General features: G+C 66.2%; 19 protein-coding genes and 1 riboswitch. Of the genes, 4 read left to right on the top strand and 15 right to left on the bottom strand.

The features are described from left to right. Nucleotides 1-44: 44 nt before the first annotated feature. The 6 genes from AC3WJU_RS17950 to AC3WJU_RS17925 form a co-directional block, all read right to left on the bottom strand. Nucleotides 45-2138, bottom strand: a complete 2094-nt coding sequence (locus tag AC3WJU_RS17950; RefSeq protein ID WP_492260503.1) for an ArnT family glycosyltransferase — start codon at nt 2136-2138, stop codon at nt 45-47. Nucleotides 2139-2144: 6 nt separating this feature from the next. Then, nucleotides 2145-4226 (bottom strand): glycosyltransferase family 39 protein, encoded by a 2082-nt coding sequence (locus AC3WJU_RS17945; protein ID WP_492260502.1) that lies wholly within the window; start codon nt 4224-4226, stop codon nt 2145-2147. After that, nucleotides 4223-5593: a bifunctional glycosyltransferase family 2/GtrA family protein gene (locus tag AC3WJU_RS17940; RefSeq protein ID WP_492260501.1), complete on the bottom strand. Its 1371-nt coding sequence runs from the start codon at nt 5591-5593 to the stop codon at nt 4223-4225. Before AC3WJU_RS17940 ends, AC3WJU_RS17945 begins: the two co-directional genes overlap by 4 nt. Before the next feature lie 160 nt (nt 5594-5753). After that, nucleotides 5754-6491, bottom strand: coding sequence for an aggregation-promoting factor C-terminal-like domain-containing protein (locus tag AC3WJU_RS17935; protein ID WP_492260500.1), 738 nt, complete (start codon nt 6489-6491; stop codon nt 5754-5756). 2 nt (nt 6492-6493) lie between these two features. Then, nucleotides 6494-6667: riboswitch (cyclic di-AMP (ydaO/yuaA leader) on the bottom strand. A gap of 164 nt (nt 6668-6831) precedes the next feature. Beyond that, nucleotides 6832-8310, bottom strand: coding sequence for a sensor histidine kinase (locus AC3WJU_RS17930; RefSeq protein WP_284988748.1), 1479 nt, complete (start codon nt 8308-8310; stop codon nt 6832-6834). 12 nt (nt 8311-8322) lie between these two features. Beyond that, nucleotides 8323-9063, bottom strand: a complete 741-nt coding sequence (locus AC3WJU_RS17925) for a response regulator transcription factor (RefSeq protein WP_078106594.1) — start codon at nt 9061-9063, stop codon at nt 8323-8325. A 215-nt stretch (nt 9064-9278) separates the two neighbouring features. On the opposite strand from AC3WJU_RS17925, the gene AC3WJU_RS17920 reads away from it, so the two are divergent. From AC3WJU_RS17920 to AC3WJU_RS17910, 3 genes are all read left to right on the top strand, one after another. Continuing rightward, the gene (locus AC3WJU_RS17920; protein WP_492260499.1) at nt 9279-10106 is read left to right on the top strand and encodes a hypothetical protein; all 828 of its coding nucleotides are present in this window, start codon (nt 9279-9281) and stop codon (nt 10104-10106) included. A 720-nt stretch (nt 10107-10826) separates the two neighbouring features. Continuing rightward, the gene (locus AC3WJU_RS17915; RefSeq protein WP_284984188.1) at nt 10827-11696 is read left to right on the top strand and encodes a winged helix-turn-helix domain-containing protein; all 870 of its coding nucleotides are present in this window, start codon (nt 10827-10829) and stop codon (nt 11694-11696) included. Nucleotides 11697-11842: 146 nt separating this feature from the next. Further along, nucleotides 11843-12373 carry a SixA phosphatase family protein gene (locus AC3WJU_RS17910; protein ID WP_059388618.1) on the top strand — a complete coding sequence of 177 codons (531 nt, stop codon included), beginning with the start codon at nt 11843-11845 and terminating at the stop codon, nt 12371-12373. A gap of 82 nt (nt 12374-12455) precedes the next feature. Here AC3WJU_RS17910 and AC3WJU_RS17905 read toward each other — a convergent pair whose 3' ends face one another. Further along, a complete protein-coding gene (locus AC3WJU_RS17905; protein ID WP_284988750.1) occupies nt 12456-13415 on the bottom strand; it encodes a LysR family transcriptional regulator in 960 nt (319 codons plus the stop codon). Between the two features lie 72 nt (nt 13416-13487). Here AC3WJU_RS17905 and AC3WJU_RS17900 point away from each other — a divergent pair, with 72 nt between their 5' ends. Further along, on the top strand, nt 13488-14429 hold the full coding sequence (locus AC3WJU_RS17900; protein WP_492260498.1) for an EamA family transporter: 942 nt from the start codon (nt 13488-13490) through the stop codon (nt 14427-14429). On the opposite strand, the gene AC3WJU_RS17895 is transcribed toward AC3WJU_RS17900, so the two are convergent. From AC3WJU_RS17895 to AC3WJU_RS17860, 8 genes are all read right to left on the bottom strand, one after another. Then, the gene (locus AC3WJU_RS17895; RefSeq protein WP_492260497.1) at nt 14402-14992 is read right to left on the bottom strand and encodes a hypothetical protein; all 591 of its coding nucleotides are present in this window, start codon (nt 14990-14992) and stop codon (nt 14402-14404) included. The two genes, AC3WJU_RS17900 and AC3WJU_RS17895, sit on opposite strands and share 28 nt — an antisense overlap. 62 nt (nt 14993-15054) lie before the next feature. Beyond that, nucleotides 15055-15687 (bottom strand): TetR/AcrR family transcriptional regulator, encoded by a 633-nt coding sequence (locus AC3WJU_RS17890; protein WP_284988753.1) that lies wholly within the window; start codon nt 15685-15687, stop codon nt 15055-15057. Next, nucleotides 15684-17720 carry a YhgE/Pip family protein gene (locus AC3WJU_RS17885; protein ID WP_441437606.1) on the bottom strand — a complete coding sequence of 679 codons (2037 nt, stop codon included), beginning with the start codon at nt 17718-17720 and terminating at the stop codon, nt 15684-15686. Before AC3WJU_RS17885 ends, AC3WJU_RS17890 begins: the two co-directional genes overlap by 4 nt. Then, on the bottom strand, nt 17717-18424 hold the full coding sequence (locus AC3WJU_RS17880) for an ABC transporter ATP-binding protein (protein WP_307053120.1): 708 nt from the start codon (nt 18422-18424) through the stop codon (nt 17717-17719). The genes AC3WJU_RS17885 and AC3WJU_RS17880 overlap by 4 nt, the downstream gene beginning before the upstream one ends. 89 nt (nt 18425-18513) lie before the next feature. Next, a complete protein-coding gene (locus AC3WJU_RS17875) occupies nt 18514-19110 on the bottom strand; it encodes an alpha/beta fold hydrolase (protein ID WP_492260496.1) in 597 nt (198 codons plus the stop codon). Nucleotides 19111-19166: 56 nt separating this feature from the next. Next, nucleotides 19167-20627: a dihydrolipoyl dehydrogenase family protein gene (locus AC3WJU_RS17870; protein WP_492260495.1), complete on the bottom strand. Its 1461-nt coding sequence runs from the start codon at nt 20625-20627 to the stop codon at nt 19167-19169. 61 nt (nt 20628-20688) lie between these two features. Further along, a complete protein-coding gene (locus tag AC3WJU_RS17865; protein ID WP_332602379.1) occupies nt 20689-21375 on the bottom strand; it encodes an N-acetylmannosamine-6-phosphate 2-epimerase in 687 nt (228 codons plus the stop codon). A gap of 44 nt (nt 21376-21419) precedes the next feature. Continuing rightward, on the bottom strand, nt 21420-22288 hold an 869-nt coding region (locus tag AC3WJU_RS17860; RefSeq protein ID WP_492260494.1), incomplete at its 5' end, for an ROK family protein.

Here is a 22288-nt window from a genome sequence, read left to right as displayed (position 1 = left end):
CGCGGTCACCGCCACAACCCGTTTGGGTGCTTCAGCCAGCCGGCTCACCCCGCCAGTGCGTACACCGTGGTCCCGCCGATGGTCTGTGACTGGAAGTTCGCAGCCACCCATTGCGCGATCTGGGCGGGGGCTTCCGATCCGCTGTTCGCCTGCATGGTCCCGCCGGCGATGAAGTAGTGGATCTTGCCCTGTGCAACGAGCTGCTGGAACTGCTCAAGGGTGGGAGACGGGTCCGTGCCGTTGAAACCGCCCACCGCCATGACCGGCAGTTCGGTGGCCAGCTGGTAGCCGGCGGCGTTGTTCGAGCCCACTACGGCGGCCGCCCACGTGTAGTTCGAGGCGCCGGATTTCAGTGCGGCAACCATTTCCGACGACGGCGTGGTGGCGCCGAGCAGGCCGCCCAGGCCGCCGCCTTGCCGGTTCCCTCCGAAGCCGCCAGCCTGGGCGCCCGGCTGTTGGAGGGGCTGCGGGGGAGTGTTCTGGGCTGCGTTGTTTTGCCCGAAGCCGCCCCGGGCTCCAAAGCCGCCGAAGCCACCGAACGTAGTCGCGGGACCGGCGCTGGGGATTGCGCCACTATGCGTCACGGAGGCGGTAGAGATCGAGTACGCCAGCGGACCGGCAAGGGAGGCCGCGAGGGCGAGCGCCGCCGTCGTGCGGTGGAGGATGCGGACCGGGAAACGTCCCGAGAGCAGCAAGCCGGCCGCAGCCGCCAATGCGCCCAGCAGCACGGCCCAGCGCAGCAACGGACCATAAGCGGTGGTGCCGCCCAGGAGACCGAAGGCCGTGAATCCAGCTGCGGCCACTGCCACAGCGAGCACGACCGCGGCGACGAGCTGTGCGCGGTGCTGCCACAAAAGCGCCCCGCCCAGGCCCGCGAGCCCGGCGATGCCCGGGGCCAGCGCCACCGCGTAGTAGGGGTGGATGATGCCTGCCATGAAGCTGAACACGAGCCCGGTGACCAGCACCCACGAGCCCCACACGATCACCGAGGCGCGGACGCTATCCGTGCGCGGGGCACGCCGGCCCAGCCACAGCAGCCCGGCCCCGAGGACCAGCACCGAAGGGAGCAGCCACGCGATCTGGCCGCCGAATTCGCTGTTGAACATCCGGAACAGCCCGGGAACTCCCCAGCCGTTGCCGCCCCCCACGCTGCCGGTCTCCTGGCCGCTCAGCCGGCCGAGGCCGTTGTAACCGAGCGTCAGTTCCAGGATCGAGTTGTTCTGTGAGCCGCCGATGTATGGCCGCATGTTCGCCGGAACGAGTTCGACGACGGCGAGCCACCAGCCGGCCGCGACCACCATGGCCGCCCCCGCGCCGAGCAGATGAAGCAGGCGACGCCCCACTCCACCCGGCGCGGCAACCAAGTACGCCACCGCAAATCCAGGAACCACCAGCAGGACCTGGAGTTGCTTGGTGAGGAAGCCGAAGCCAAGGAACACTCCGGCCAGCAGGAGCCAGCGCAGTGTGTTGTCCTGCATGGACCGCAGGGTGGCGTAGCCGGCGGCCGTCATGAGTAGCACCAGCAGGGCGTCCGGGTTGTTGAACCGGAACATGAGGGTGGCTACCGGGGTGATGGCCATGACGACGGCGGCGAGCAGCCCGGCCCGGTGGGCGAGCTGTGGATCGCCGGAAGCGGGGGCCGCGGCTCGCCTGACTGCCAGATACAGCAGCCAGGCCGTGGCCACGCCCATGAGCGCCTGGGGAACCAGGATGCTCCAGGAGCTCAGCCCGAAGATCCGTACCGAGAGGTCCATGATCCAGAGCGACGCCGGCGGTTTGTCCACCGTGATGGAGTTGGCGGCGTCGGACGATCCGAAGAACCATGCGGCCCAATTCTGCGAACCGGCCTGGGCCGCCGCGGAATAGAACGCGTTGGCCCAGCCGGAAGCGCCGAGATTCCAGAGATAAAGGACCGCCGTTGCCAGGAGCACGAAACCGAGCTCCACGCGGTGCCGCAGGGCATGCGGGCCGCGGGTGCGGCGGGGCTGGCGGGACCGGCGGGGCGAACCGGCCCGGGCGCGGCCGCCCCCTCCGTGGGGAACGGCCGCTTCCTGCGGCGCAGTCGGCCCCACCAACAGCGGCGGCGGAGCCGGCTGCCTTGCCTCGGAGTCCGTGCCTGTGGAATAGGAAGTGGTCATCGGAATCTACTTTGTCAGCTTGTAGACCGTGGAGTTGCCCACCGTCTGGGCTTGGAAGTTCGCCTGTACCCAGGAGGCTACCTCGGAATTGCCGCCTTGGCCTCCGAACCCGCCGCCACCCATGCCGCCTCCTGCGATGTAGTAGCCGATCTGTCCCTTGGCCACCATGTCCTGGAACTCTGCCAGCGTGGGGTAGGGATCGCCGCCGTTCCAGCCACCGAGCGCGATCACGTTGGTGTTCGTGGCGAGCTCAAGGCTTGCGGCTTGGGTCGCACCGGAGACGATCGCCGACCACTTCGTGGTGGTGGATTTCAGCAGGGCGGTCAGTCCGGCGTCGGACGTTCCCTCGGAACCGGGCCCTCCCGCCGGACCCGCGCCACCAGCTGCGCCGAACCCACCGGCGCGGTCTCCGAAGCCGCCCATGGCGGAACCGCTGGGTCCCGACGTCGGGATGGAACCGGAGTGCGCGGTAGCCGCCGTCGCGAGCGTCCACGCCGCTGTTCCGAGGCCGCCGGCCAGAAGGGAAACGACGACGACGGCCGCGGCCGCTGCGTTCCGGAACCGCCCCGCCGTGTTTTGGCCGGCAAAGCGCAACGAGTCGAGGCGGAGCAGGATTGCCGCTGCCGCCACCACACCTAGGACGACGATCACGATGCGCAACCACGGAAGCCACGAGGCGTCGCGGCCCAGGAGAACCGCGGACCAGGCCGAACTACCGAGGATGACCACGGCCAGGACGATCCTGGCCGGCCAATATCCACGGCCACGCCACAGCTCAACGCTGCCAATGCCTACCAAGGCTGCGATTGCCGGTGCGAGCGCTACCGCGTAGTAGGGGTGGACTATGCCGCTCATGAAGCTGAAGACGCCCGCCGTCACCAGAAGCCAGCCACCCCACAGGATGAGCGCGGCACGGGTGCGGGAAGCCCGCGCTTCCCGGCGGGTGAACCATAGGCCGGCTGCCAGCAGAATCAGTGCAGCGGGGAGAAGCCAGGAGACCTCAGCGCCGAAGCTCGTGCCAAACATGCGGGTGATCCCGGCGGCGCCACCGAATCCGGCGTTGCCGCCACCGCCACCGCCGCCGCCGAAGGCGCCGAGGCCACCGAGATTGCCTCCAGCAGGGGCGCCCGCTCCGCCGCCGCCGGGCGTGCCTTCGCCCGAACCCGTGATGCGGGACAGCCCGTTGTAGCCAAAGGTCAGCTCGAGGAAGCTGTTGGTTTGCGAACCCGCCATGTAAGGCCGTGCCGATGCCGGGGTCAGCTGGAAGAGGGCGACATAACTGCCGGCTACTACTGCGATTCCGGCCAGCGCGCCGAGCAGGTGCAGCAGCCTCCGCCGCAACGGGGTCGGGGCGGCCCAGAGGTACGCGAGTCCCAGGCCTGGAACAATCAGGAAGCCCTGCAGCATCTTGCTCAGGAACGCGAGGCCCACTACAGCGCCGGCAGCGGCGAGCCACTTCCAGCCCGCCCGTTCGATGGCGCGGGTAGTGAAGTACGCCGCCAGGACCAGGCAGAGAGTCAGCATGGCGTCGGGATTGTTGAAGCGGAACATGAGCGCGGCCACCGGGGTCAGTGCCAATGCCCCACCGGCCAACAAGCCAGCGCCTGGTCCGGAAACCCGCTTGACCGTCAAGTAAAGGAATCCAACGGCGGCCACGCCCATCAGCGCCTCGGGAACCAGCATGCTCAGGGGAGAGAAGCCGAAGATCCGGCCCGCCAAAGCAGGGATCCACAAGGAGGCCGGAGGCTTGTCCACGGTGATGGCGTTGCCGGCGTCGAGCGAACCGAACAGAAGCGCCGTCCAGTCCTTGGTGCCGGCTTGAATGGCCGCTGCGTAGAAGGAGTTTCCGTAGCCGGTGGCCGCGAGGTTCCAGAGATACAGGAACGCGGTGGCTACGAGGAGCCCGGCGGCGGACGGCCGTACCCAACGGGGCTGCCGGCCAAAGGCGTATCGGGTCCAGCGGGGCGTGGCATCCGGGGTTGACGGGCGTGCCGAGTGGCGCGGTGCGTCGGCAATCCCGACGGCGGGGCCGGCGTCAGCATTTCCGGCGGCGAGTCCTGTGCTTGTGGGAGTGATCGTGGAGGTCATGATGCTGCCGTTTCTGTGCGCGTTTTGGCTTGTGTCCTGGGTTCAGCCGACGGCGCCGCAGGCTGCCGGAAGACCCAAAGGCGGAACAACAGGAAGCGGACTGCCGTGGCGGCGAGGTTCGCTGCGACCACGGTGAGAAGCTCGCCCCAGCGGTCCGGCGTCGTCGTACTGTGCACCAAGGCGAGTGCCCCGGAGGTGAGTGCGAGGCCGATCCCGAAGACGATCAACCCTTCGAAGTGGTGCCGAACGGGATTGCCGCCCTGGATGCCGAAGGTGAAGCGACGGTTGGCGCCGGTGTTGGCGATGGCCGTGACGAGCAGCGCCAGGAAGTTCGCCAGCTGCGGGTCCATGAAGCCGCGGCAGAACAGGAAGATGAGCACATAGGCGAGGGTGGACGCAGCGCCGATCGCGGCGAACCGGACCAATTGCCCGAATAGGCTGCTGCGCGGGCTTTGCTCGGCGATGCGGGACGACGCCGGGAGCGGCCCGCGTGCAAGTGCCGCCCGCAGTTCCGGAATGGGGATGCGGCCCGAGACGAGATCCCGGGTGAGCCGGACCATGCCGCGGATGTCGGCGAGGGCGGTCCGCACCACGTCGACGCTGGAATTGGGATCGTCGATCCAGTCGACGGGAACTTCGTGGACCCGGAGCCCGCAGCGTTCGGCGAGGACCAGGAGTTCGGTGTCGAAGAACCACGAGTTATCCATGGTGTGCGGGAGGATCTGCTGGGCGACGTCTGCCCGGATCGCTTTGAAGCCGCATTGGGCATCGCTGAAGCGGGCACCCATGAACGAGTGCAGCATCAAGTTGTAGCTGCGCGAAATGAACTCGCGTTTGGGGCCGCGGACGACCCGCGAGTTACGGGTCAGCCGTGTGCCGATGGCGAGGTCCGAATGGCCGGAGATCAGCGGCGCCAAAAGGGGCGCCAGTGCGGCGAGGTCAGTGGAAAGGTCAACGTCCATGTAAGCCAGAACGGGCGACGGCGATGCAAGCCACACCCTGCGAAGGGCGTTGCCGCGTCCCTTCTCGTCAAGGTGGACAACCGCGAGCTCAGGCAGTTCCCGGGCTACGCGCTCCGCGATTTTCAACGTGCCGTCCGTGCTCGCGTTGTCAGCCACGGTGATGCGGAAGCCATGCGGGAAGGATTCGCGCAAGTGGCCGTGAAGCCTGCGCAGGCACTCTTCGAGATCGCGTTCCTCGTTGAAGACGGGGATGGTGACGTCGAGGACGGGGATGGCGGTGTGGGTGTCCACGGGGGCGCGCCGCCCCGTGCCGCGCTGGATGGGAGTGCTGGGTTGGATGGGAAGGCCCGGCGGCACCACCGCGGGGTCCTTCAGGGTTCCGGAGGTGGATTCGATGAGCGTCATGTATCCAGAGTGCCGTTGCCGAATATGAAGGCTTTAGGCGGAACCTGTGACGTGGCTGTGGATGTGTGACCAGCGTGGCGCATCACTTGCCTGGCCAAGAAACGGAGAGGCCCGCCCCGGAAGGGACGGACCTCGACGTACTTTGTGGTTGGCTCTTGGCTTAGTACCAGTTGTGGGCCAAGTGGAAGGACCATGCCGCGGACGGCGATCCGTAGCGTTCCTTGATGTAGTTCAGGCCCCAGCGGATTTGCGTCTGGTAGTTGGTCTGCCAGTCGGCGCCTTCGGACGCCATCTTTTCGGCCGGCAGCGACTGCCCAATGCCGTAAGCGCCACTGGAGGCGTTGGTGGCAGTGGTGCGCCAATCCGATTCCTTGTTCCACAAGGTGATCAGGGCCGACATTTCGCCCTGGCCCCAACCGTAGGAGGGAAGGATGCTTGCGGCGTAGGCCTGGGCGCCGGAGGGATCATCGACGGCGACGGGTGCAGCCGGTGCCGCTGGAGCAGGGGGTGCAGCGGGTGCGGCCGGTGCGGCAGCCTGGGGCGCGACGGCGGCCGGAGCGGGCGCGGCTGCCTGGCTTGGCGTCGACGCAGCGCTCGGCGTGGGGCTCGCGCTTGCGCTCGCCGACGGCGTGGCGGTGGCCGAAGGCGTGGCTGAGTGATCCACCGTGCGGGATTCGGACGTGCGGCTCATGTCCTGGGCGTTGATGGCTTGTCCGGCGGCCTGGGTGGCAGCGCCTGCGCCGAGGAACACGGCAACGACGCCGGCAACAACTGCCATGCGCTGGCCGGTGCCGAGGTTCGAGGCGGCTCGCCTCAGCGTGGAACGTGACTTGTTTCTCCGGGCAGGTTCGCCGCGGTGGCGCGCAACAGGGCGCGACTGATCCTTGGAATCAGACATGGTGATTGCCTCTCGACGCCTGCGGAGTTAGCTGTCGGATTCGGATGAGGTCATCCGGCCGTGGCCACGGCGGAACGTGGCGGCACGGCTTCACCCCTAGGGCTGGCTCAACATGAGCGCTTGCCCGGAGACCTGGGTCCCCCGTCTCTGCCTGGACTGTTGGGCACCGGGGAGTGGCAGAGCTCGGCGCCTACCCGGCGGTGGCCGGAATGATCCAGCGCACCTATTCGACGGTACAGGAGGATCCAGCTTAAGTCACATTTAGGTAACGGAGATCACGACGCCGGTGCGTCGACTTGCGCGCGCCGCGCACCGGCGTCGTACTCTTCTGGTTCGCCCGTCAGGCCGGGGCAGTCCTGAGCGCCGGGAGCCGCACCGCGAACTCCGTCCGGCCAGGCCGCGACGCCACTTCGACCGTGCCGCCGTGCGCCTGAACGATGGATTCCACAATGGACAAGCCGAGGCCGGAGGTGCCCTCGGAGCCGGACCGGGCGGCGTCGGCACGGGCAAAGCGGGAGAAGATCCTGCCCTGGAATTCAGGCGGGATGCCCGGGCCGTTGTCGGTCACGGTCACCACGGCGCTGCCATCGGCGGAGCGCATCACGCCCGTGACCACGGTGGTTCCCGCCTCGGTGTGCTTGCGGGCGTTGGAGAGCAGATTCGCCAAAACCTGGTGGAGTTGGGTGGTGTCGCCGCGGACCGTGAGGGGCTCATCCGGGAGCTTGAGCTGCCAGATGTGCTCGGGGGCCATGACCTTCTCGTCGCTGACGGTCTCGATCACCAACTGCGTGAGGTCCACATCGGTGAATTCCGGGGCCTTCCCTTCGTCCAACCGGGCCAAGAGAAGGAGGTCCTCCACGAGGGTGGTCATGCGTTCGGACTGGCTCTGCACCCGGCCCAGCGACTTGCGCCCGTCTTCGGTGAACGTCTCGGTCATGCGCAAGAGTTCGGTGTAGCCGCGGATGGCGGTCAGCGGAGTGCGTAGTTCGTGCGACGCATCCGCGACGAATTGGCGCACCTTGGTTTCGCTTTGCTGGCGGGCCTCGAGGGCGCTCGAGACGTTGTCCAGCATCAGGTTCAAAGCATGGCCGACGCTTCCCACTTCGGTGCTCGGATGGGCCGCCGACGCCGGAACACGCACCGCGAGGGCCACTTCACCGGCGTCGAGCGGAAGTTTCGACACCTTGGTGGCGACGTCGGAGAGTTGCTCCAAAGGCCGCATGGTACGGCGGATCAGCACGGTTCCGGCCAGCCCGATCAGGACCAGTCCGCCCAAGGAGACCAGCACCATGGTCCAGACGAGGGAGGCCTCGGTGTCCTCTTTCGAGGCGAGAGGGAGACCTGTGATGACAACATCGCCGTATGGAGTTTCGGTGGCCACCAGCCGGTAGCCGCCAGTGGACAGCGTGCGATCAACCGGGCGGCCATCGGACGGGAGCGCCGACAGGATTCGGGCGTCGCTGGGCGACAACGGCGCACGTGTGGCATCGGAGGACAAGAAGCCGGCATCACTGCTCACCTGGCCTGCAAGGATGCGTGCATTGAGCGTGCCGATGCTCTGGCCGCGGGGGTCCAGCGGGTCCGGACGGCCGCCAGGGTTGCCTTGCGGCGGGCGGCCGTGGGAGGCCTGCATCAATTGCTGATCGAGCTGCTTCGTGAGGAACACATCCATGGAGGCATAGCTGACCACCCCGACTGCACCGCAGATGGCCACAAGGAGTGCCATGGAGAGAAGGATCAAGCGCGTGCGCAAGTGCCAGGTTGAAGGATTGAACCAGCTATGGTCGGTCTGGCGGGGGATACCCGAGAGTGCGGACATTCGGCGCCCCGGCTATTCGGCAGGCTTGATGACGTAGCCTGCTCCGCGCACCGTGTGGATCATGGGCGGGTGGTTGGCCTCGATCTTCTTGCGCAGGTATGAGATGTAAAGCTCCACGATGTTGGCTTGGCCGCCGAAATCGTAGTCCCACACGCGGTCCAGGATCTGGGCCTTGCTGACCACGCGCTTGGGGTTCTCCATGAGGTAGCGCAGGAGCTCGAACTGGGTCGCCGTGAGCGGGATGTCCTCGCCGCCGCGGGTAACTTCACGCGTGTCGACGTTCAGGGTCAAGTCGCCCACCACCAGCTCGGCGGTGTCCATCGCGGCCACCCCCGAGCGTTGGACCAGACGGTGCAGGCGCAACAGGACTTCCTCCATGCTGAAGGGCTTGGTGACATAATCGTCGCCGCCGGCGGCCAACCCGACGATGCGGTCCTGTACGTCGTCCTTGGCGGTGAGGAAGAGCGCAGGCACCTCCGGCGCAAAGGCGCGGATCCTGCCGAGCAGCTCGACGCCGTCGAACCCTGGAAGCATCACATCCAGCACCAGGACGTCCGGTCGGAAGTCCTTGGCGAGCTTTACCGCGGCGGGACCGTCGCCCGCCACCGCCACCGACCAGCCCGCCATGCGGAGGCCCATGCTCATGAGCTCGGCGAGGCTGGGTTCGTCGTCAACCACAAGGGCACGGATGGGGGAACCGTCCGGGTGGCTGAGTTGCGGAAGGTTGTTGGTCATGGAGTGCGAGGATGCCATGGGACAACTCTCCAATCTGCCGGTTTGCCAGTGCTTTGCCGTTGCTGTGAGCACCCTGTGAGTCCCAGCCTAGCCACCTGTCCGGAGGTTGTGGCGGTTCTGCAGGTCACAGGGAAGCCTTCAGTTCGACACAGCCAACGCACAGCAAAGCGGCTGACGCTGTTTGGGACAAGAACAATCACGACCAAACAGTCTCGATTTCGATGGAGAACACCATGGATCAGCAAAACAACCCCTCCGTACCTGGTTCCGAGCCGGAGAACGGACACCCGCAGCCGGTGATCCGCCCCCTTGATGATTCTGCGCAGGCTGGTGCCGGGCAGCCGGCCGCCGGGTGGGGTGCTCCGCAGCCGCCGGCGAATCAGCCGCCTGCCGCCGGGTGGGGTGCTCCGCAGCCGCCGGCGAATCAGCCGCCGGCCGCTGGGTGGGGTGCTCCGCAGCAATACAACGCCGGACAGCCCCGACCTTCCTTTTTCAAGAATTGGAGCCTGAAGAAGGGGCTCATTGTTGGCGGCGTCGCGGTGGTGGTCGCTGCTGCGGCAGGAGCCGGTGCATATGCCGCCGGCAACGGGACCGCGGCCGCGGATACCACCAACGCGCAGGGACCTGGGGCCGGGCAGAACGGCCAGGGCGGATTCGGTGGCCCGGGCGGCACGAACGCAGGCCCTGGCGGGCTCGGCGTCGGCATGGGCGGCCTGAACGCCGCGGTCCACTCGGAATACGTGGTCCTCCAGAACGGCAGCTATGTCACCATGGCGGGCCAGTTGGGTACGGTCACCGACATCTCAGCGAGTTCCATGACCGTCAAGAGCGAGGACGGGTTCACGAAAACCTATGCGCTGGGAACGGACGTCGTGGTAGCTGAAGGCCTGCGGCAACGTGGAAGCGGAAGCGGCGGCACCACCCTGACCCTCGCCGATGTGAAATCCGGATCCAGCGTGAGGGTCACTGCGCTCAAGGAATCGGACAAGTACACGGCCCAGTCCATCCAGATCGTTACTGCCACCACATCAAGTACCCAAGGAACCGGCACCACCAACTAGTCCCCACCGCCACCCTCGCCTCGCAAGTCCCCACCGGGTCCCGGCCTTCGCAAGCTCAGGCAGGGACCCTCGCCGGCGTGGCCCCACGGCCAGGGAACCCTAGCGGCGTGGGCCCACGGAGCTGATGTCGTTACGGGCCTTCAAAACGACATCCAGTGCGAGCGCGGCGTGAGGCTAGGGCCATTGCGGGGGTCCTAGCAGACGATTTGCCAAAGAATTTTCACGAGATGCCGATCCAGGATTGGACAAGGGTTGTTTCATATCTCGAGATTCAAAGGCAAGCGCGTGACGTGGCTTGAGATTCAGAAAACGGCAAATCCATCAAATTTTATTCGAATATTGCGCCAAGAATAGCCAGTGTGACGAACGAGAATGGGTCACATTTGGACATGTGTGAATTGTGATGTGCGGCACAATAGTCCGATTCGTCTCAAAATGTGGACGGTCCGGCCCTTTGTTACTTGCAAGTTCCCTTTGTTACGTTGCACACTTCAAATGTGAACAAGAACTCAACAGCATCTGCAGCCGCAGCGATCGAGCCCAGCGCACCCGCTGGTACTTCGATGAGCTGTTGTCGAATGCATGCCTAACTTAAGACCCCAACAAGTTTCAGGCATTCGCCCCCTGCCCAGCGTCGGGCGCCCCTCCCCATCTCATTGCGGGGACCAGACCAGCATTCGAAGCCGCGATGACGGCTATTCACTTTGAGGTAAGCACTCCATGTCAGTTGCATCCGGATACGTCCACATCTCCGTCCGTAACGCCAATAAGGCCGCGTCGAACGCCGGCCTGCGTCCCGGCTTCGGCAACCGCCCGGCCTACGCCCAGCCCGCACCGCAGGGTGGCAGCCAGGCACCCGGCTACGTCCCCCAGGGCTATAACCCCAACTCCTACGGCCAGCTCCGCGCTGTTCCCGCCAACGAGGCCTCGCCGATGACTGCGCCCACGCCGGTCTTGGCTCCAGCGGACCGCTCTATCCGTCCCGTTGCTAATGACAATGTGGCCCGCGGTTTCGTGCTCTACATGGGCATTGACGAGGACACGGCCGCGGCCGCCGGAACGTCCATTGCCAAGTTGGCCCAGGAAATCCGGGCCTACGCGCAGTCCCTCGTTTCCGGCGCCGAGAGCTATGCCGCCGTCGCAGTAGCCCCGGCCAGCGCGCCCGGTTCCGCGCTCGACGTCGTCCGTTCGACTTTCGGTGACCCCACCGTTGGCAACCGCCAGCGCTCCGAGGCGCTCCGCCCGCAGCCTGCACAGGAAGCCCGCCCGTCCGGCGTCTTGATCGACCTCGCACGTCGTGAGGTGCACCTCGACGGCGAATCCCTGAACCTCACGTTCAAGGAATTCGAGCTCCTCAACTACCTCGTCGAGAACGGCACCCGCACCGTGGGCCGCGACGAACTCCTCGAGGGCCTGTGGCGCAACGCCGAAGAGGTCCCCAACGAGCGCACCATCGACGTCCACATCCGGCGCCTACGCTCCAAGCTCGGCCGCCTGGCAAACACGGTCCGCACCGTGCGCGGCCAGGGCTACCGTTTCTACGAGCATCCCGAGGTTATCGTCTGGGCCGCTCCGGAATACTCGATCTAGTCCCCACGCGCTCAAAGCGCCCGCTCCGTTCTTTGGGGGCGGGCGCTTTCGCTTCCGCGGCCAACCCAACTGACTCGCATTTGTTGTCGTTTACAGGCGTCAAAACGACAACAAATGCGAGTCAGTTGGGATAGTAGGGTGGGGGGATGAGCGAGCATCACATCAAGCGGCTGGTGATCATGCGGCATGCGAAGTCGGACTGGCCCCTTGGTGTGCCGGATCATGAGCGACCCCTTGCCGAACGCGGCCACAAGGAAGCCCCTCTTGCCGGGAAATGGCTCCTTAAGCACCACGTGATTCCGGATTTCATCCTGTGTTCGTCCGCGCTCCGGACCCGGCAGACCTGCACGTGGGTGTGCAGCGAGCTGGGGGACAAGGCCCCGACGCCGAAACTCGAGGACGGCCTGTACGCCGCCTCCGCGCAACGCATGTTGACCGTCATCAACCATGTGCCGGAAACCGTCACCACTCTCATGATCTTTTCGCACATGCCCGGCGTGCAGGACCTCGCGATGCACTTGGCTTCCCGCGACTCGGACCATGACGCCTACATGGACGCCGCAACGCGCTACCCCACGAGCGCCATGACAGTCATGGAACTTGAAAAGCCGTGGGCTGAACTCGATGGGCAGGATGCCCGGCTGACCCACTTCGCAGTTCCGCGCCCAAAGAAGTAGCTCCCTCGCGCGAACTGGCAGCTAATGCCCTTTTTTGCGCGGCCAGAGGGCATCTGCCGCCAGCTCGCGCGGATGGTCCCAGCTAGCCCACCTCGAGGCCGGCCGCCACATCCTGCAGCAAGCGGACCACGTGGCGGATGCTGGGGCTTGCCATCATGGTCTTCCGGTACACGATTCCCACTTGGCGTTGCTGCATCGGATTGACCACGGGCACCGCCACCACTCCAGCGGGGAGCTCGGGCCTACCGAGCCGTGGCACGAGCGCCACCGCCACGCCCTGCTGGACCATAGCGATATGGGTGGAAAAGTCGGGGTCGTAAATGCGGATGTCCGGCACGCGCCCCAGGCCTGCCAGGATCGCCAGCAACGCCTCATTGCAGATGGCCCCAGCTGGCGTGCTGATCCAGCTTTCGTCCACCAGGTCGGAAGGCTCGACGGCGGTCCGGCCAGCCAGCGGGTGGGCTGAGTTCAGCAGGACGTCGGCGGTGTCCAGGCAGAGGTCCTCGTGGACCATGTTCTCCGGAATGACCAAGGGTACGGAGTGCCAATTGTGGACGACGCCAAGATCGGCTTCCCCGGTGGCGACCCTCTGGACGGCCTCGCGCGGGTCTTCGGCCACCACGCGGACCTCAAGCCCGGATGCGCCAAGCCCGGAGCCCGCGGCGGCCGAAGATCCGGCGGCAACGGCTTGGGCCGTGCCGAGTTTCGCCAGCATCGGCCCCACAAGACCCCGGCAAGCGGTGGAGAATGCCACGAGCCGCAGCACGCCGCTCGGCTTCGTTGGGTCGGCGAGCAGCGTGGCCTGCAGCTCCTCCAACTCGCCCAGGATCCGGCGTCCGTACTCTGCCAACGCCATGCCGCGGTCGGTCAGCAGTACGCCGCGGCCGTGGCGTTCCAGGACCGTCACGCCACTTTGCTTCTCGAGCTTCTTGATCTGCTGGGAAACCGCCGAGGGGCTGAAGCCCATGGCCTCCGAGGCAGCCACCACCGAGCCTTGCTGTTCCACTGCTACGAGGGCCCGCAGCGCCGCAATCTCAATCATGAAGCAAACGTACATGATCCGATGCAGAATTCAACGCTGGTGCTTCATTGGCTTGGCTGTCAGAGTTGAATCGTGAATATCCGCCACTCAGCACTCGCCGTCCTTGTCGCCGTCCTTTGGGGCCTGAATTTCGTCGCGATCGACTTTGGATTGCACCCCGGTAACCGGAGCGGTGGCGCGGCCGACGTGCCGCCTCTACTGTTCGTGGCCATCCGCTTTGTGCTGGTGGTGTTCCCCTGCATCTTCTTCGTCCGCAAACCGGACGTCAGCTGGAAGGCGATCATCGGCGTCGGGCTCTTCATGAGCGCCGGGCAGTTTGGCCTCCTCTACCTGGGCATGGCGCTCGGCATGCCTGCAGGACTTGCCTCGCTGGTCCTGCAGGCTCAAGTGCTCCTGACGGTGCTGTTGGCGGCCCGCTTCCTGGGGGAGCGGCCGAGCAAGCGGCAACTGACAGGGGTTGTGCTGGGTGTCGCCGGGCTAGCGCTGGTGGCGGTGGGTCGAAGCTTGGTGGCCCCCGTGGTGCCGCTCATGATCGTGCTCGCCGCCGCCTTGTCCTGGGCCGCGGGCAACATCATCGCCCGCAAAGCCAAGGCGGCCTCGGGACTGGGGCTGGTGGTCTGGTCCGGGGCCGTGGTCCCCTTGCCCCTCGCGGCCCTGTCGCTCATCGTCGACGGCCCGGCAGCCGTCGTCGGGACCCTCACCAACCTTCAGCCGGCCACCATCCTGAGCGCCTTGTATACCGCCATTTTCGCGTCGCTGGTGGGCTACGGCATCTGGAACCGGCTGCTCAGCCTGTACCCGAGCTCGGCCGTGGTGCCTTTCACGTTGTTGGTCCCGGTGGTGGGAATGACCGCCGCGTGGCTGCTCATCTCAGAGGTCCCTACGACGGCGGAACTGGCCGGCGGGCTCCTCCTGCTGGGCGGCGTCGCGACTGCCGTGCTGCAACGGCGCGAGAAGCCTGGGGACCTGGCGGCGGCCGAAGTACGTCAGCGCTTGGGGGCCGGCTTGCGCTGAGGGGTGGATCCCGACGTCGGGCGCTTGGCGGGGGTGCGTGGTGCAGGGCGCTTCACAGTTCCCGACGCCGGACGGGCCGCCGGTCGCTGGGCGGTCCTGCCGGGTGCCGGGGAAGGCCGCGAAGCAGGCCGGGGCGCGGGCCGCCGGGCAGCCGGACGGGCCACTGCCTTCGCACGGCGCGATGGCCATACCGCCCCCACGAACAAGATCAGCAGGGAGCTGCAGCCGGCAAGCGCGGCGAGGTAGAAATAGATGTCCGAGTCCTTGGTGCTCACCGCGCTGCCCAGGGCGTTCTCGTCCTGGTTGAAGGCGAGGCCCCACATGCGCAGGAACGCGATTCCGAACGCGATGAACAGGATCGTCGAGATGGCCCCGAGAACCAGCATGAAGTACCTGCGACGGGTGAAAACCTCGGCGACGCACGCCAGGTAGCCGATCGCCAGGGCCCCCAGGAAGATGTACATCACGGTTTCGTCAAGGGTGATGGCCAGGAGCACCAGCAAACCAGCAGACACCACAGCAGAGATGATCGCAAGCTTTCCGCTGTTCCCCATGTGACGCATGGGATTAATCATCCCTGACCCGCGGCAGCGCCGCGCCCCAAGACGCGGCAGTTGCCATACCGTTACCGCAGTACGTAGCCCCGCATGATGGTCATGAGGGCCGCTATGCTCTGCTCGCGGGTGCGCTCGGGGTTGTACGTCTGCCGGTCAAGGCCCACCACGAAGATCGCTCCGAACATCGCCGCCTCGAGGCTGCCCCGGGCAATGCCCGTATCCACCGTGTACGTGGTGGCGACCTTTTCGATCGCCGCGCCGATCACGGCCAACAGCTCGCTGCGGAGCTCGACGAAGAGCTTGCCCCATTCGCTGGGCGTCCGCCAGTTCTCGCTGATCCAGAGCCGAGCGAAGGACGGGTAGTCGTCCATGAAGTCCATGGCTTGCCCGAGCATGGCCTCCATCGCTTCGAGCGGATCGGCGTGCAGGCCTTCAATCGTCTGGAGCCGGCCGAGCATGATGTCGACGCCGTGGCGCAGCAACTGGGCGATCAGATCGGACTTGCTGCCGAAATTGTAATAGACCGTTCCCTTGGACACCCCGGCTGCGGCCGCGATCTCGTCCACGGTGACGCCCGCTGCGCCGCGCTCGCCGATCAGCTCCATCGAAGCGTCGAAAAGGCGCTGCTTGGTCGCGTTGGTGCGGGCCGGGCGGAGCTTCTTCTCCGGGAGCCCCGAGACATCCGGCTCTTGCATGCTCATACAGCGATCTCCGGCTTCAGGGTCTTGAGGGTCCAGAACTTGTGCTTACGGACAGCCAGCGTGGAAAGCGCGGCCCCCAGCACAGTGTAGCCAAGTAGCCCCAGGACAATCGGCCAGATCATGGTCAAGTCGCCGCCGTAGATCAGGTGCCGCATGCCGGTCACTACGTAGCCCATCGGCATGATCTCGTGCACCACGTGGAGAGGCATGGGGGTGGTTTGCCAAGGGAACGTTCCGCCGGACGACACCAACTGCAGGACCAGCAGGATCAGCACGACGAACTTTCCAGGAGTCCCGAGCAAGGCCACGATGCCCTGGATGAGGGCCGTGAACGCCATGACCGCTGCCAGCATGAACAACCACATCCACACCGGGTGAGCCGCGTTGAGTCCCAGCCCCAGGTCCACCACGAGGGTGAGGATACTGGCCTGCAGCACGGACACCACGAAGAACGGGAGCCAGCCGCCGACGGCGATTTTCCATGACGGCGCGTTCGACGCCAAGGCCCGCTGGGTGATGGGACGCATGGCCTGGACCAGCATGAACACGCCGATCCAGAGGGACAGTGTCAGGAAGAACGGGGCCAGGCCCGCACCGTAGGACCCTGCCTTGGCCTGCGATACGTTGTTGACCGCCACAGGATCGGCGATCACCTTGGACACCTCGCTCTTTTGGGCGTCGTTCGGGTTCGGGACCTTGCCTGCGCCCTTCGCCAACTCGCTCGCCAAGGTGCGGGATCCGTCAGCGGCGCTGGCAGCACCAGTGGCAAGCTGCGCCGCGCCGTCGTCGAGCTTTGCGGCGCCGTCCGCGAGGGCCGCCGTGCCGTTGACGGCGGACTGTTCGCCAGCGGCGAGCGTGGAGGCTCCAGAACTGAGCTGGTCCGCGCCTGCCGAGGCCTGGCCGATGGCGCCCGTCAGCGCCGGGGTAGCGCCCGCAAGCTTGGCGGCGCCGGCACTGACCGCGGCCGATCCGTCCGAGAGCTGCTGGATCTGCGCGGCATCCGCCGAGATCTTGGCTTTGGCGTCGGTGACCGGAGCGGACGCGGCGGCCGTGTCGAAGTCGGCCAGGATCTTGTTCGCCTGGTCCTGGGTGATGACCCCTGCGGACACGAGCCTCGCGTTGGAGGCCACCACGCGGTCCCGCGCCCCGGCGTCGAACGCCGAAAGCTGCCCGACGACGTCCTGGACCTTCGCGTTCAGCTGCGCGTTTCCGGCGGCTACTTGGGCGGCGCCGTCGGCAAGCTTCTGGGAGTCTGCCGGGAGGGACGCGGTCTTGTTCTTCAGCTCCGTGAGGCCCGCGCTGAGCTGCCCGGCACCGCCGTTCAGCTGATTGGCGCCGTCGCGCAGCTTGTTTTGGCCCGCCAGGAGCTCGGACGCACCGCTGCTGAGCTTGCTGGTGCCGTCGTGAAGGGCGGCCGCGCCGTCGCTGAGCTTGCCGACGCCGTCGGCAAGTTGGGAGGCGCCGTCGGACGCCTTGACGATCGAAGCGTGGATGGTGCCGAAGCCTGTGAGGAGTTGGTTGGCGGTTTCCTCGCCTACTTCCTTGGCCACAGTGGAGTGCACCGCAGTGGTGAGTTTGTCCACGATGGTGCTGAGGAGGTAGTTGTTCGCGTCATTGGTGGTGACGTTGAGCATCGCCTGGTTGGCCGCATTGAAACTGCCCGGCGAGACAAGGTTGGCCGAGAAATCCTTCGGGATCTTCAGGGCGAAGGCGTACTTGCCGGATTCAACGCCGGCATCGGCTTCGGCCGTGGTGGTCACCCGCTGCCAGTTGAACACGTGGCTCTCCACTAGGCTGTCGGCAACCTTCTGGCCAGCCTGCAGCTCCGGGCCGCTTGCCGGCTGGGCTCCCGCGTCCTCGACGACCAAGGCGGCGTCGATCTGGTTGAGGTTGCCGTAAGGATCCCAGTTCGCGTAAAGGTACACGGCTCCGTAGAGGAGGGGCACCATGGTCAGGGCGAGGATGGTCAGCTTGGGCAGGAGCCCGCCGGTCATGCGCTTGAGTTCGGAGCGGGCCAGCCGCAGAACAGTCACTTTGCGGTCCTTTGCAGGGTTTCGGGTACTTCTTCGGGATCTTCTTGCGCGGCTTCCGCGGGTTCGGCGGGTGCCGTGTGCGTGACCGAGTTGCCGATCACGGCGGCCGGGCCGTCCCAGCCGTCCGGAAGGGCAGAGACGACGGCGACGACGGCGAGCGGCCGCCCGGCGTCGTACGCCAATTGCTCAAGCCGGGGGAGCCAGTCCGCAGTGTTGGCGCTGTGCCGGTCCGGGGAATCGAGCACCAGAAGGTCGAGGGCAGGGTCCGCGAGGGCCAGGGCGGTCAGCAGTTCAAGGCGGCGGTCCGCAGGGAGTTGCTCGATCCACAGCCCGGCGATGTCTTCGAAGCGGTTGATCTTGAGCCACGGCTTGCTGAGGAGCGCGCCGCGGTAACGGCGGGGGATGAGGGAGAGGTCTTCGGTGACGAGGTCGCGGACGCTCAGATGCTGCTCCGGCTCGTTGACACCCGGAGCGTCAATCAGGGCGCTCGCAGCCCGGAGCTTCTTGGTTTTCGCCGAGTTGTCCCAGCTCAGGAGGCCTTTGCTGGTCTTCATCCGGCCGCTCAGAGCAAGTGCCAAGGCCGTGCGCTGGTCCTGACCGTCGCCGCTGACAAGGAGGAGCTCGCCGCGCCTGGCTTCGAGGGAAGTGGGAGGCAGGAGATCGTCCCGGCGGCCGTCGATCTGGAGTTGCTGTGCAGACAGCACAATTGGACCTTTCGCAGAACTTGTTATCTGCTCCAATCGTAACTGAACTGACCAGTCAGTTCAAATAGATCCCTTCGCCTCCTGGGAACCTAGCTGTCTGTTTGCCTTGCACGGCGAATTGGCATGAACGTGCGCGGCGGCTCCGCCGCGGCCAGAAAGTTGCTTATCAGGCCGGCGACTGTTTCCGGCTGTTCCAGTGGAAGCCCGTGCGATGCGCCCGGAACGACCGCAAGTTGGCCTTCGGGCAAGGCTTCGTAGAGCGAGAGAGTGTGGGGCAAGGTGACCACGTCGTCGTCGCCGACGATGACGAGCACCGGCTGGGTAATTTGCGCAATGTCGGTGGTGGTGAGTGTCGGCTCTGTGGTGAACATCGCGACACTCTTGCCAAAGACGACATCCAGGTGTTCGGGCCCATCCGGAGACCGCTCGATGTAGGCCCTGCCCAGTTCCTGCGCAATGGGCGATTGGGGATCCAAGTCGAAGGGAACCGTGCCGTTGTAGTGGTAATTGGTACCAATGACTACAAGCTTTTGCACCAGTTCGGGTCGCCGGAGAGCGACGAGGAGGGCAACGATGCCGCCGTCACTCCACCCCACCAGGTGGGCAGGGCGGTTCGCCGGGACCGCCCAGGTCTTCCACCCAGGTTGGGTGTCCGTCAATATCGAGGTGCTTGGCCATGCGGCCATTCTCCTCCCGCGTTCCCGACGCCACAACGGTTCGTCGACCGGCGGCGGCCAGGGGGTCAGAGTCCGTACTTCTCCAACAGGCGCAGCCACACCTCGCTGATGGTGGGGAACGACGGCACGGCATGCCACAGCCGGTCCAACGGCACTTCGCCCACAATCGCGATGGTGGCGCCGTGCAAAAGCTCGGCCACTCCGGGCCCGGCAAACGTCGCGCCCAGCACCACCTTCCGGTCCTCGTCCACCACCAGTTGTGCCCAGCCTTGGTAATTTTCCGAATGCAGCTGGGACCCGGACACGTTGATAGGGAGCTCAACCGAGCTTGCGTTAATGCCCTTTTGCAGCGCCTGCTTGAGGCCCGGGCCCACGGATGCCACTTCCGGATCCGTGAAGACCACGCTGGGGATCGCATATTCGTCGGCCGTCTTCGCGAGGGCGCTCCATGCCTTCGGGGTGCCGTGGAGGGTTCCTTTGGCGCGGGCCACGATGGCGTCGCCCGTTGCCCGGGCCTCGTACTTGCCCTGATGGGTGAGGAACACCGATCCCGCGGCGTCGCCGGCCGCATACAGCCACAGCCCGCTCGTGCCGTCGCTGGCGGCGCCCTCAACCAAGCCGCTCGAGTCCGTGGTGAGGCGCAATGGCTTGCCTTCTTCGGCGTCGAGCCCTACGTTTTCGAGTCCCAAATTATCAAGGGAAGGCCGACGACCTGTGGCCACCAGCAACTGGTCAGAGTTCAAGACCGTCCCGTCGCCGAGAGTGACGCTGAAGGCATGGTCCGGCTCGTGTTCGACCCGCGTGGTGTCGGTCCCGAGGTGCAGATCAACGCCGTCGGCCCGCAGTCCCGCAGCGACCAAGTCAGCGGCTTCCTCGGGGAACGCGCTCAAGAGTCGGCCTCGGGCAACGATCGAAACCGACGAGCCTAGGCGGGCGAAAGCCTGGGCAAGTTCGACGCTGGCGACCCCTCCGCCCAGCACGATGAACCGTTTAGGGATTTGCCGCACGGAGGTGGCCCCGCGGGTTGTCCAGTAGGGGACGTTGCGCAAGCCGTCAATTTTCGGGATGAGCGGTGTGGATCCGGAGGCCACCACCACGGCGTGATGGGCCTTGAGCGAGTAGCTGGCGCCGTCCTTGCCATCCACTTGGACTTCACGCGGGCCCGTGATGCGTGCCCGGCCCCGGATGAGTTCGATGCCGGTGTCCACGAGCCACTGGACCGCGCCGTCGTCCTGCCATTTGTTGGTGAAGTAGTCACGGTATTTCAGGACCGGTGCGGGATCCAGGACCTTCGTGACGGCGTCCGACGCTCCGGGCACTGATTGTGCCGTGTGCAGGGCGGTTCCCGGCCGAAGGAGCGCTTTGGACGGTATGCAGGCCCAGTAGGAGCACTCCCCGCCGACGAGCTCAGCCTCCACAATTGCGCAGGTGAGGCCGCCCCGGACCACCCGGTCTGCAACGTTTTCCCCCACGGTCCCGGCGCCGATCACGATGACATCGAATTCCCGGATATTCTCCTCAGCCATGGGAGAAGCCTACGCCCGGACACAGGCCGGGATCAGGGATCCGGCGACGGATTCTGCCGGGTCAGGTGTCCATCGCGCCTTTGAACCAGCCGGTGATGCTCGCCGGATGCGTGATGGCAGTGCCGACGACGACGGCGAACGCCCCGGCGTCGAGGGCCTGGCGGGCCTGTGCCGGGGTATGGATGCGGCCCTCGGCGATGAGCGGCTTGCCCAGCCCAGCGCCGGCGATCTCCGCGAGAAGCTCAAGATCGGGGCCGTCAGTCTTGGGACGGTCCCCGCTGTACCCGGCCAAGGTGGTGCCGATCAGGTCAGCACCGGCGTCGACGGCGGCCGCCGCATCGGCGTAGGAACCGCAGTCCGCCATGACCAAGGCGTGCGATTCGGCGTGGATTCCGTCAATGGTTCGCTTGAGTGTCAAGCCATCGGGACGCGTGCGTCGCGTTCCGTCGATGGCCACGACGTGGGCGCCGGCATTCGCGACGGCGAGGGCGTGCCGGAGCGTCGGGGTGATGAAAACGCCGTCGTGCCCGTCCTTCCAGAGCCCGATCACCGGGACCTCCACAGCTGCGCGGGTGAATTGGACGTCCGCAAGGCCCTGTACGCGGACTGCGGCGGCTCCACCGATAACGGCCGACGCCGCCACCTGGCCGGTGGTCCGGGGATCGCGCATGGGTTCGCCCGGGTAGGCCTGGCAGGACACGATCAACTGCGAGCGGAGGGCTTCGAGGCCATCGGGGGTCAGGATCATGGGGTTCTCCTTGCGAGGGGTTCGGGTGTTTGGGTGTTCGGGTGTCAGTTCAGGACGAGTTTGGCCGCGCCCACAATGGCCGCGGTATTGCCTAGCGCCGCGCGAAGCACGGGAATGTCGGCAAGCGGGGCCATGAGCTCCTTGCGAAGGGCGCGTTCCATGGGTTTCCACCAGAAATCTCCCGCATCCGCCAAACCCCCGGAAACCACCACCGTCTCCGGGTCGAGGATGTTGACGAGCCCGCCGATCGCCTGCCCCGCAGCACCCGCGCCCGCCCCGATGGCTTTGATGGCGGCAGTACCGTCGGCCGAATCGGCACGATCGCCGTCGTGCACCAAGGCAAACACCGCACGAGTGTCCGGGACCTCGGGGGAGCCGCCGAAACGGACGAAGGATTCGTGGATGGCCGGGCCGGAAGCGATCGCCTCGACGTGGCCCGAGCCGCCGCACACACACGGGAGGGCCTTGCCCTCGTGATAGGCGTACGGCGACGCAAAATGCCCCACGTGCCCACCCACATAGTGGTGCCCCAAAACAGGAGCGCCGTCCAGCACAAAGCTGCCGCCCACACCCGTACCGAAAGCCACCATGAGCGAACTCGAAGACCCGGCAGCCGCCCCACGCCACGCCTCACCCAGAGCATGCGCATGCACATCGTTGACGGCACTCACCGACCCCCGAGGCAAACCCAGGAGCTGCGCCAACCCCGCCGTCAATCCGGTCCCGGCCCACCCCAGGATCGCATCAGTCGCCGAAACCACCTCGCCATTCACGGCATCGATGACCCCGGCCGAACCCACGCCAACACGCACGACGTCGATTCCCGCACCCGCCGCCCGCCGCATGAGCCGCCCGACGAGCGCCGCAGTTGCCCGCAAAATAGCGTCGCCCCCGTCCCGATTCAGCGTAGGAA

This window comes from Arthrobacter sp. FW306-1B-F12A (assembly GCF_058781865.1).
Note: the sequence above shows the minus strand (reverse complement) of the source record. Positions and strands in the feature narration are given on the sequence as shown.

Bases quoted from the DNA above. Each gene is read 5' to 3' on its own strand.
- AC3WJU_RS17950 (WP_492260503.1), bottom strand. From the start codon at position 2,138: ATGACCACTTCCTATTCCACAGGCACGGACTCCGAGGCAAGGCAGCCG.
- AC3WJU_RS17920 (WP_492260499.1), top strand. From the start codon at position 9,279: ATGGATCAGCAAAACAACCCCTCCGTACCTGGTTCCGAGCCGGAGAAC.
- AC3WJU_RS17910 (WP_059388618.1), top strand. From the start codon at position 11,843: ATGAGCGAGCATCACATCAAGCGGCTGGTGATCATGCGGCATGCGAAG.
- AC3WJU_RS17865 (WP_332602379.1), bottom strand. From the start codon at position 21,375: ATGATCCTGACCCCCGATGGCCTCGAAGCCCTCCGCTCGCAGTTGATC.
- AC3WJU_RS17945 (WP_492260502.1), bottom strand. From the start codon at position 4,226: ATGACCTCCACGATCACTCCCACAAGCACAGGACTCGCCGCCGGAAAT.
- AC3WJU_RS17870 (WP_492260495.1), bottom strand. From the start codon at position 20,627: ATGGCTGAGGAGAATATCCGGGAATTCGATGTCATCGTGATCGGCGCC.
- AC3WJU_RS17915 (WP_284984188.1), top strand. From the start codon at position 10,827: ATGTCAGTTGCATCCGGATACGTCCACATCTCCGTCCGTAACGCCAAT.
- AC3WJU_RS17875 (WP_492260496.1), bottom strand. From the start codon at position 19,110: ATGGCCGCATGGCCAAGCACCTCGATATTGACGGACACCCAACCTGGG.
- AC3WJU_RS17940 (WP_492260501.1), bottom strand. From the start codon at position 5,593: ATGACGCTCATCGAATCCACCTCCGGAACCCTGAAGGACCCCGCGGTG.
- AC3WJU_RS17905 (WP_284988750.1), bottom strand. From the start codon at position 13,415: ATGATTGAGATTGCGGCGCTGCGGGCCCTCGTAGCAGTGGAACAGCAA.
- AC3WJU_RS17895 (WP_492260497.1), bottom strand. From the start codon at position 14,992: ATGCGTCACATGGGGAACAGCGGAAAGCTTGCGATCATCTCTGCTGTG.
- AC3WJU_RS17930 (WP_284988748.1), bottom strand. From the start codon at position 8,310: ATGTCCGCACTCTCGGGTATCCCCCGCCAGACCGACCATAGCTGGTTC.
- AC3WJU_RS17890 (WP_284988753.1), bottom strand. From the start codon at position 15,687: ATGAGCATGCAAGAGCCGGATGTCTCGGGGCTCCCGGAGAAGAAGCTC.
- AC3WJU_RS17935 (WP_492260500.1), bottom strand. From the start codon at position 6,491: ATGTCTGATTCCAAGGATCAGTCGCGCCCTGTTGCGCGCCACCGCGGC.
- AC3WJU_RS17925 (WP_078106594.1), bottom strand. From the start codon at position 9,063: ATGGCATCCTCGCACTCCATGACCAACAACCTTCCGCAACTCAGCCAC.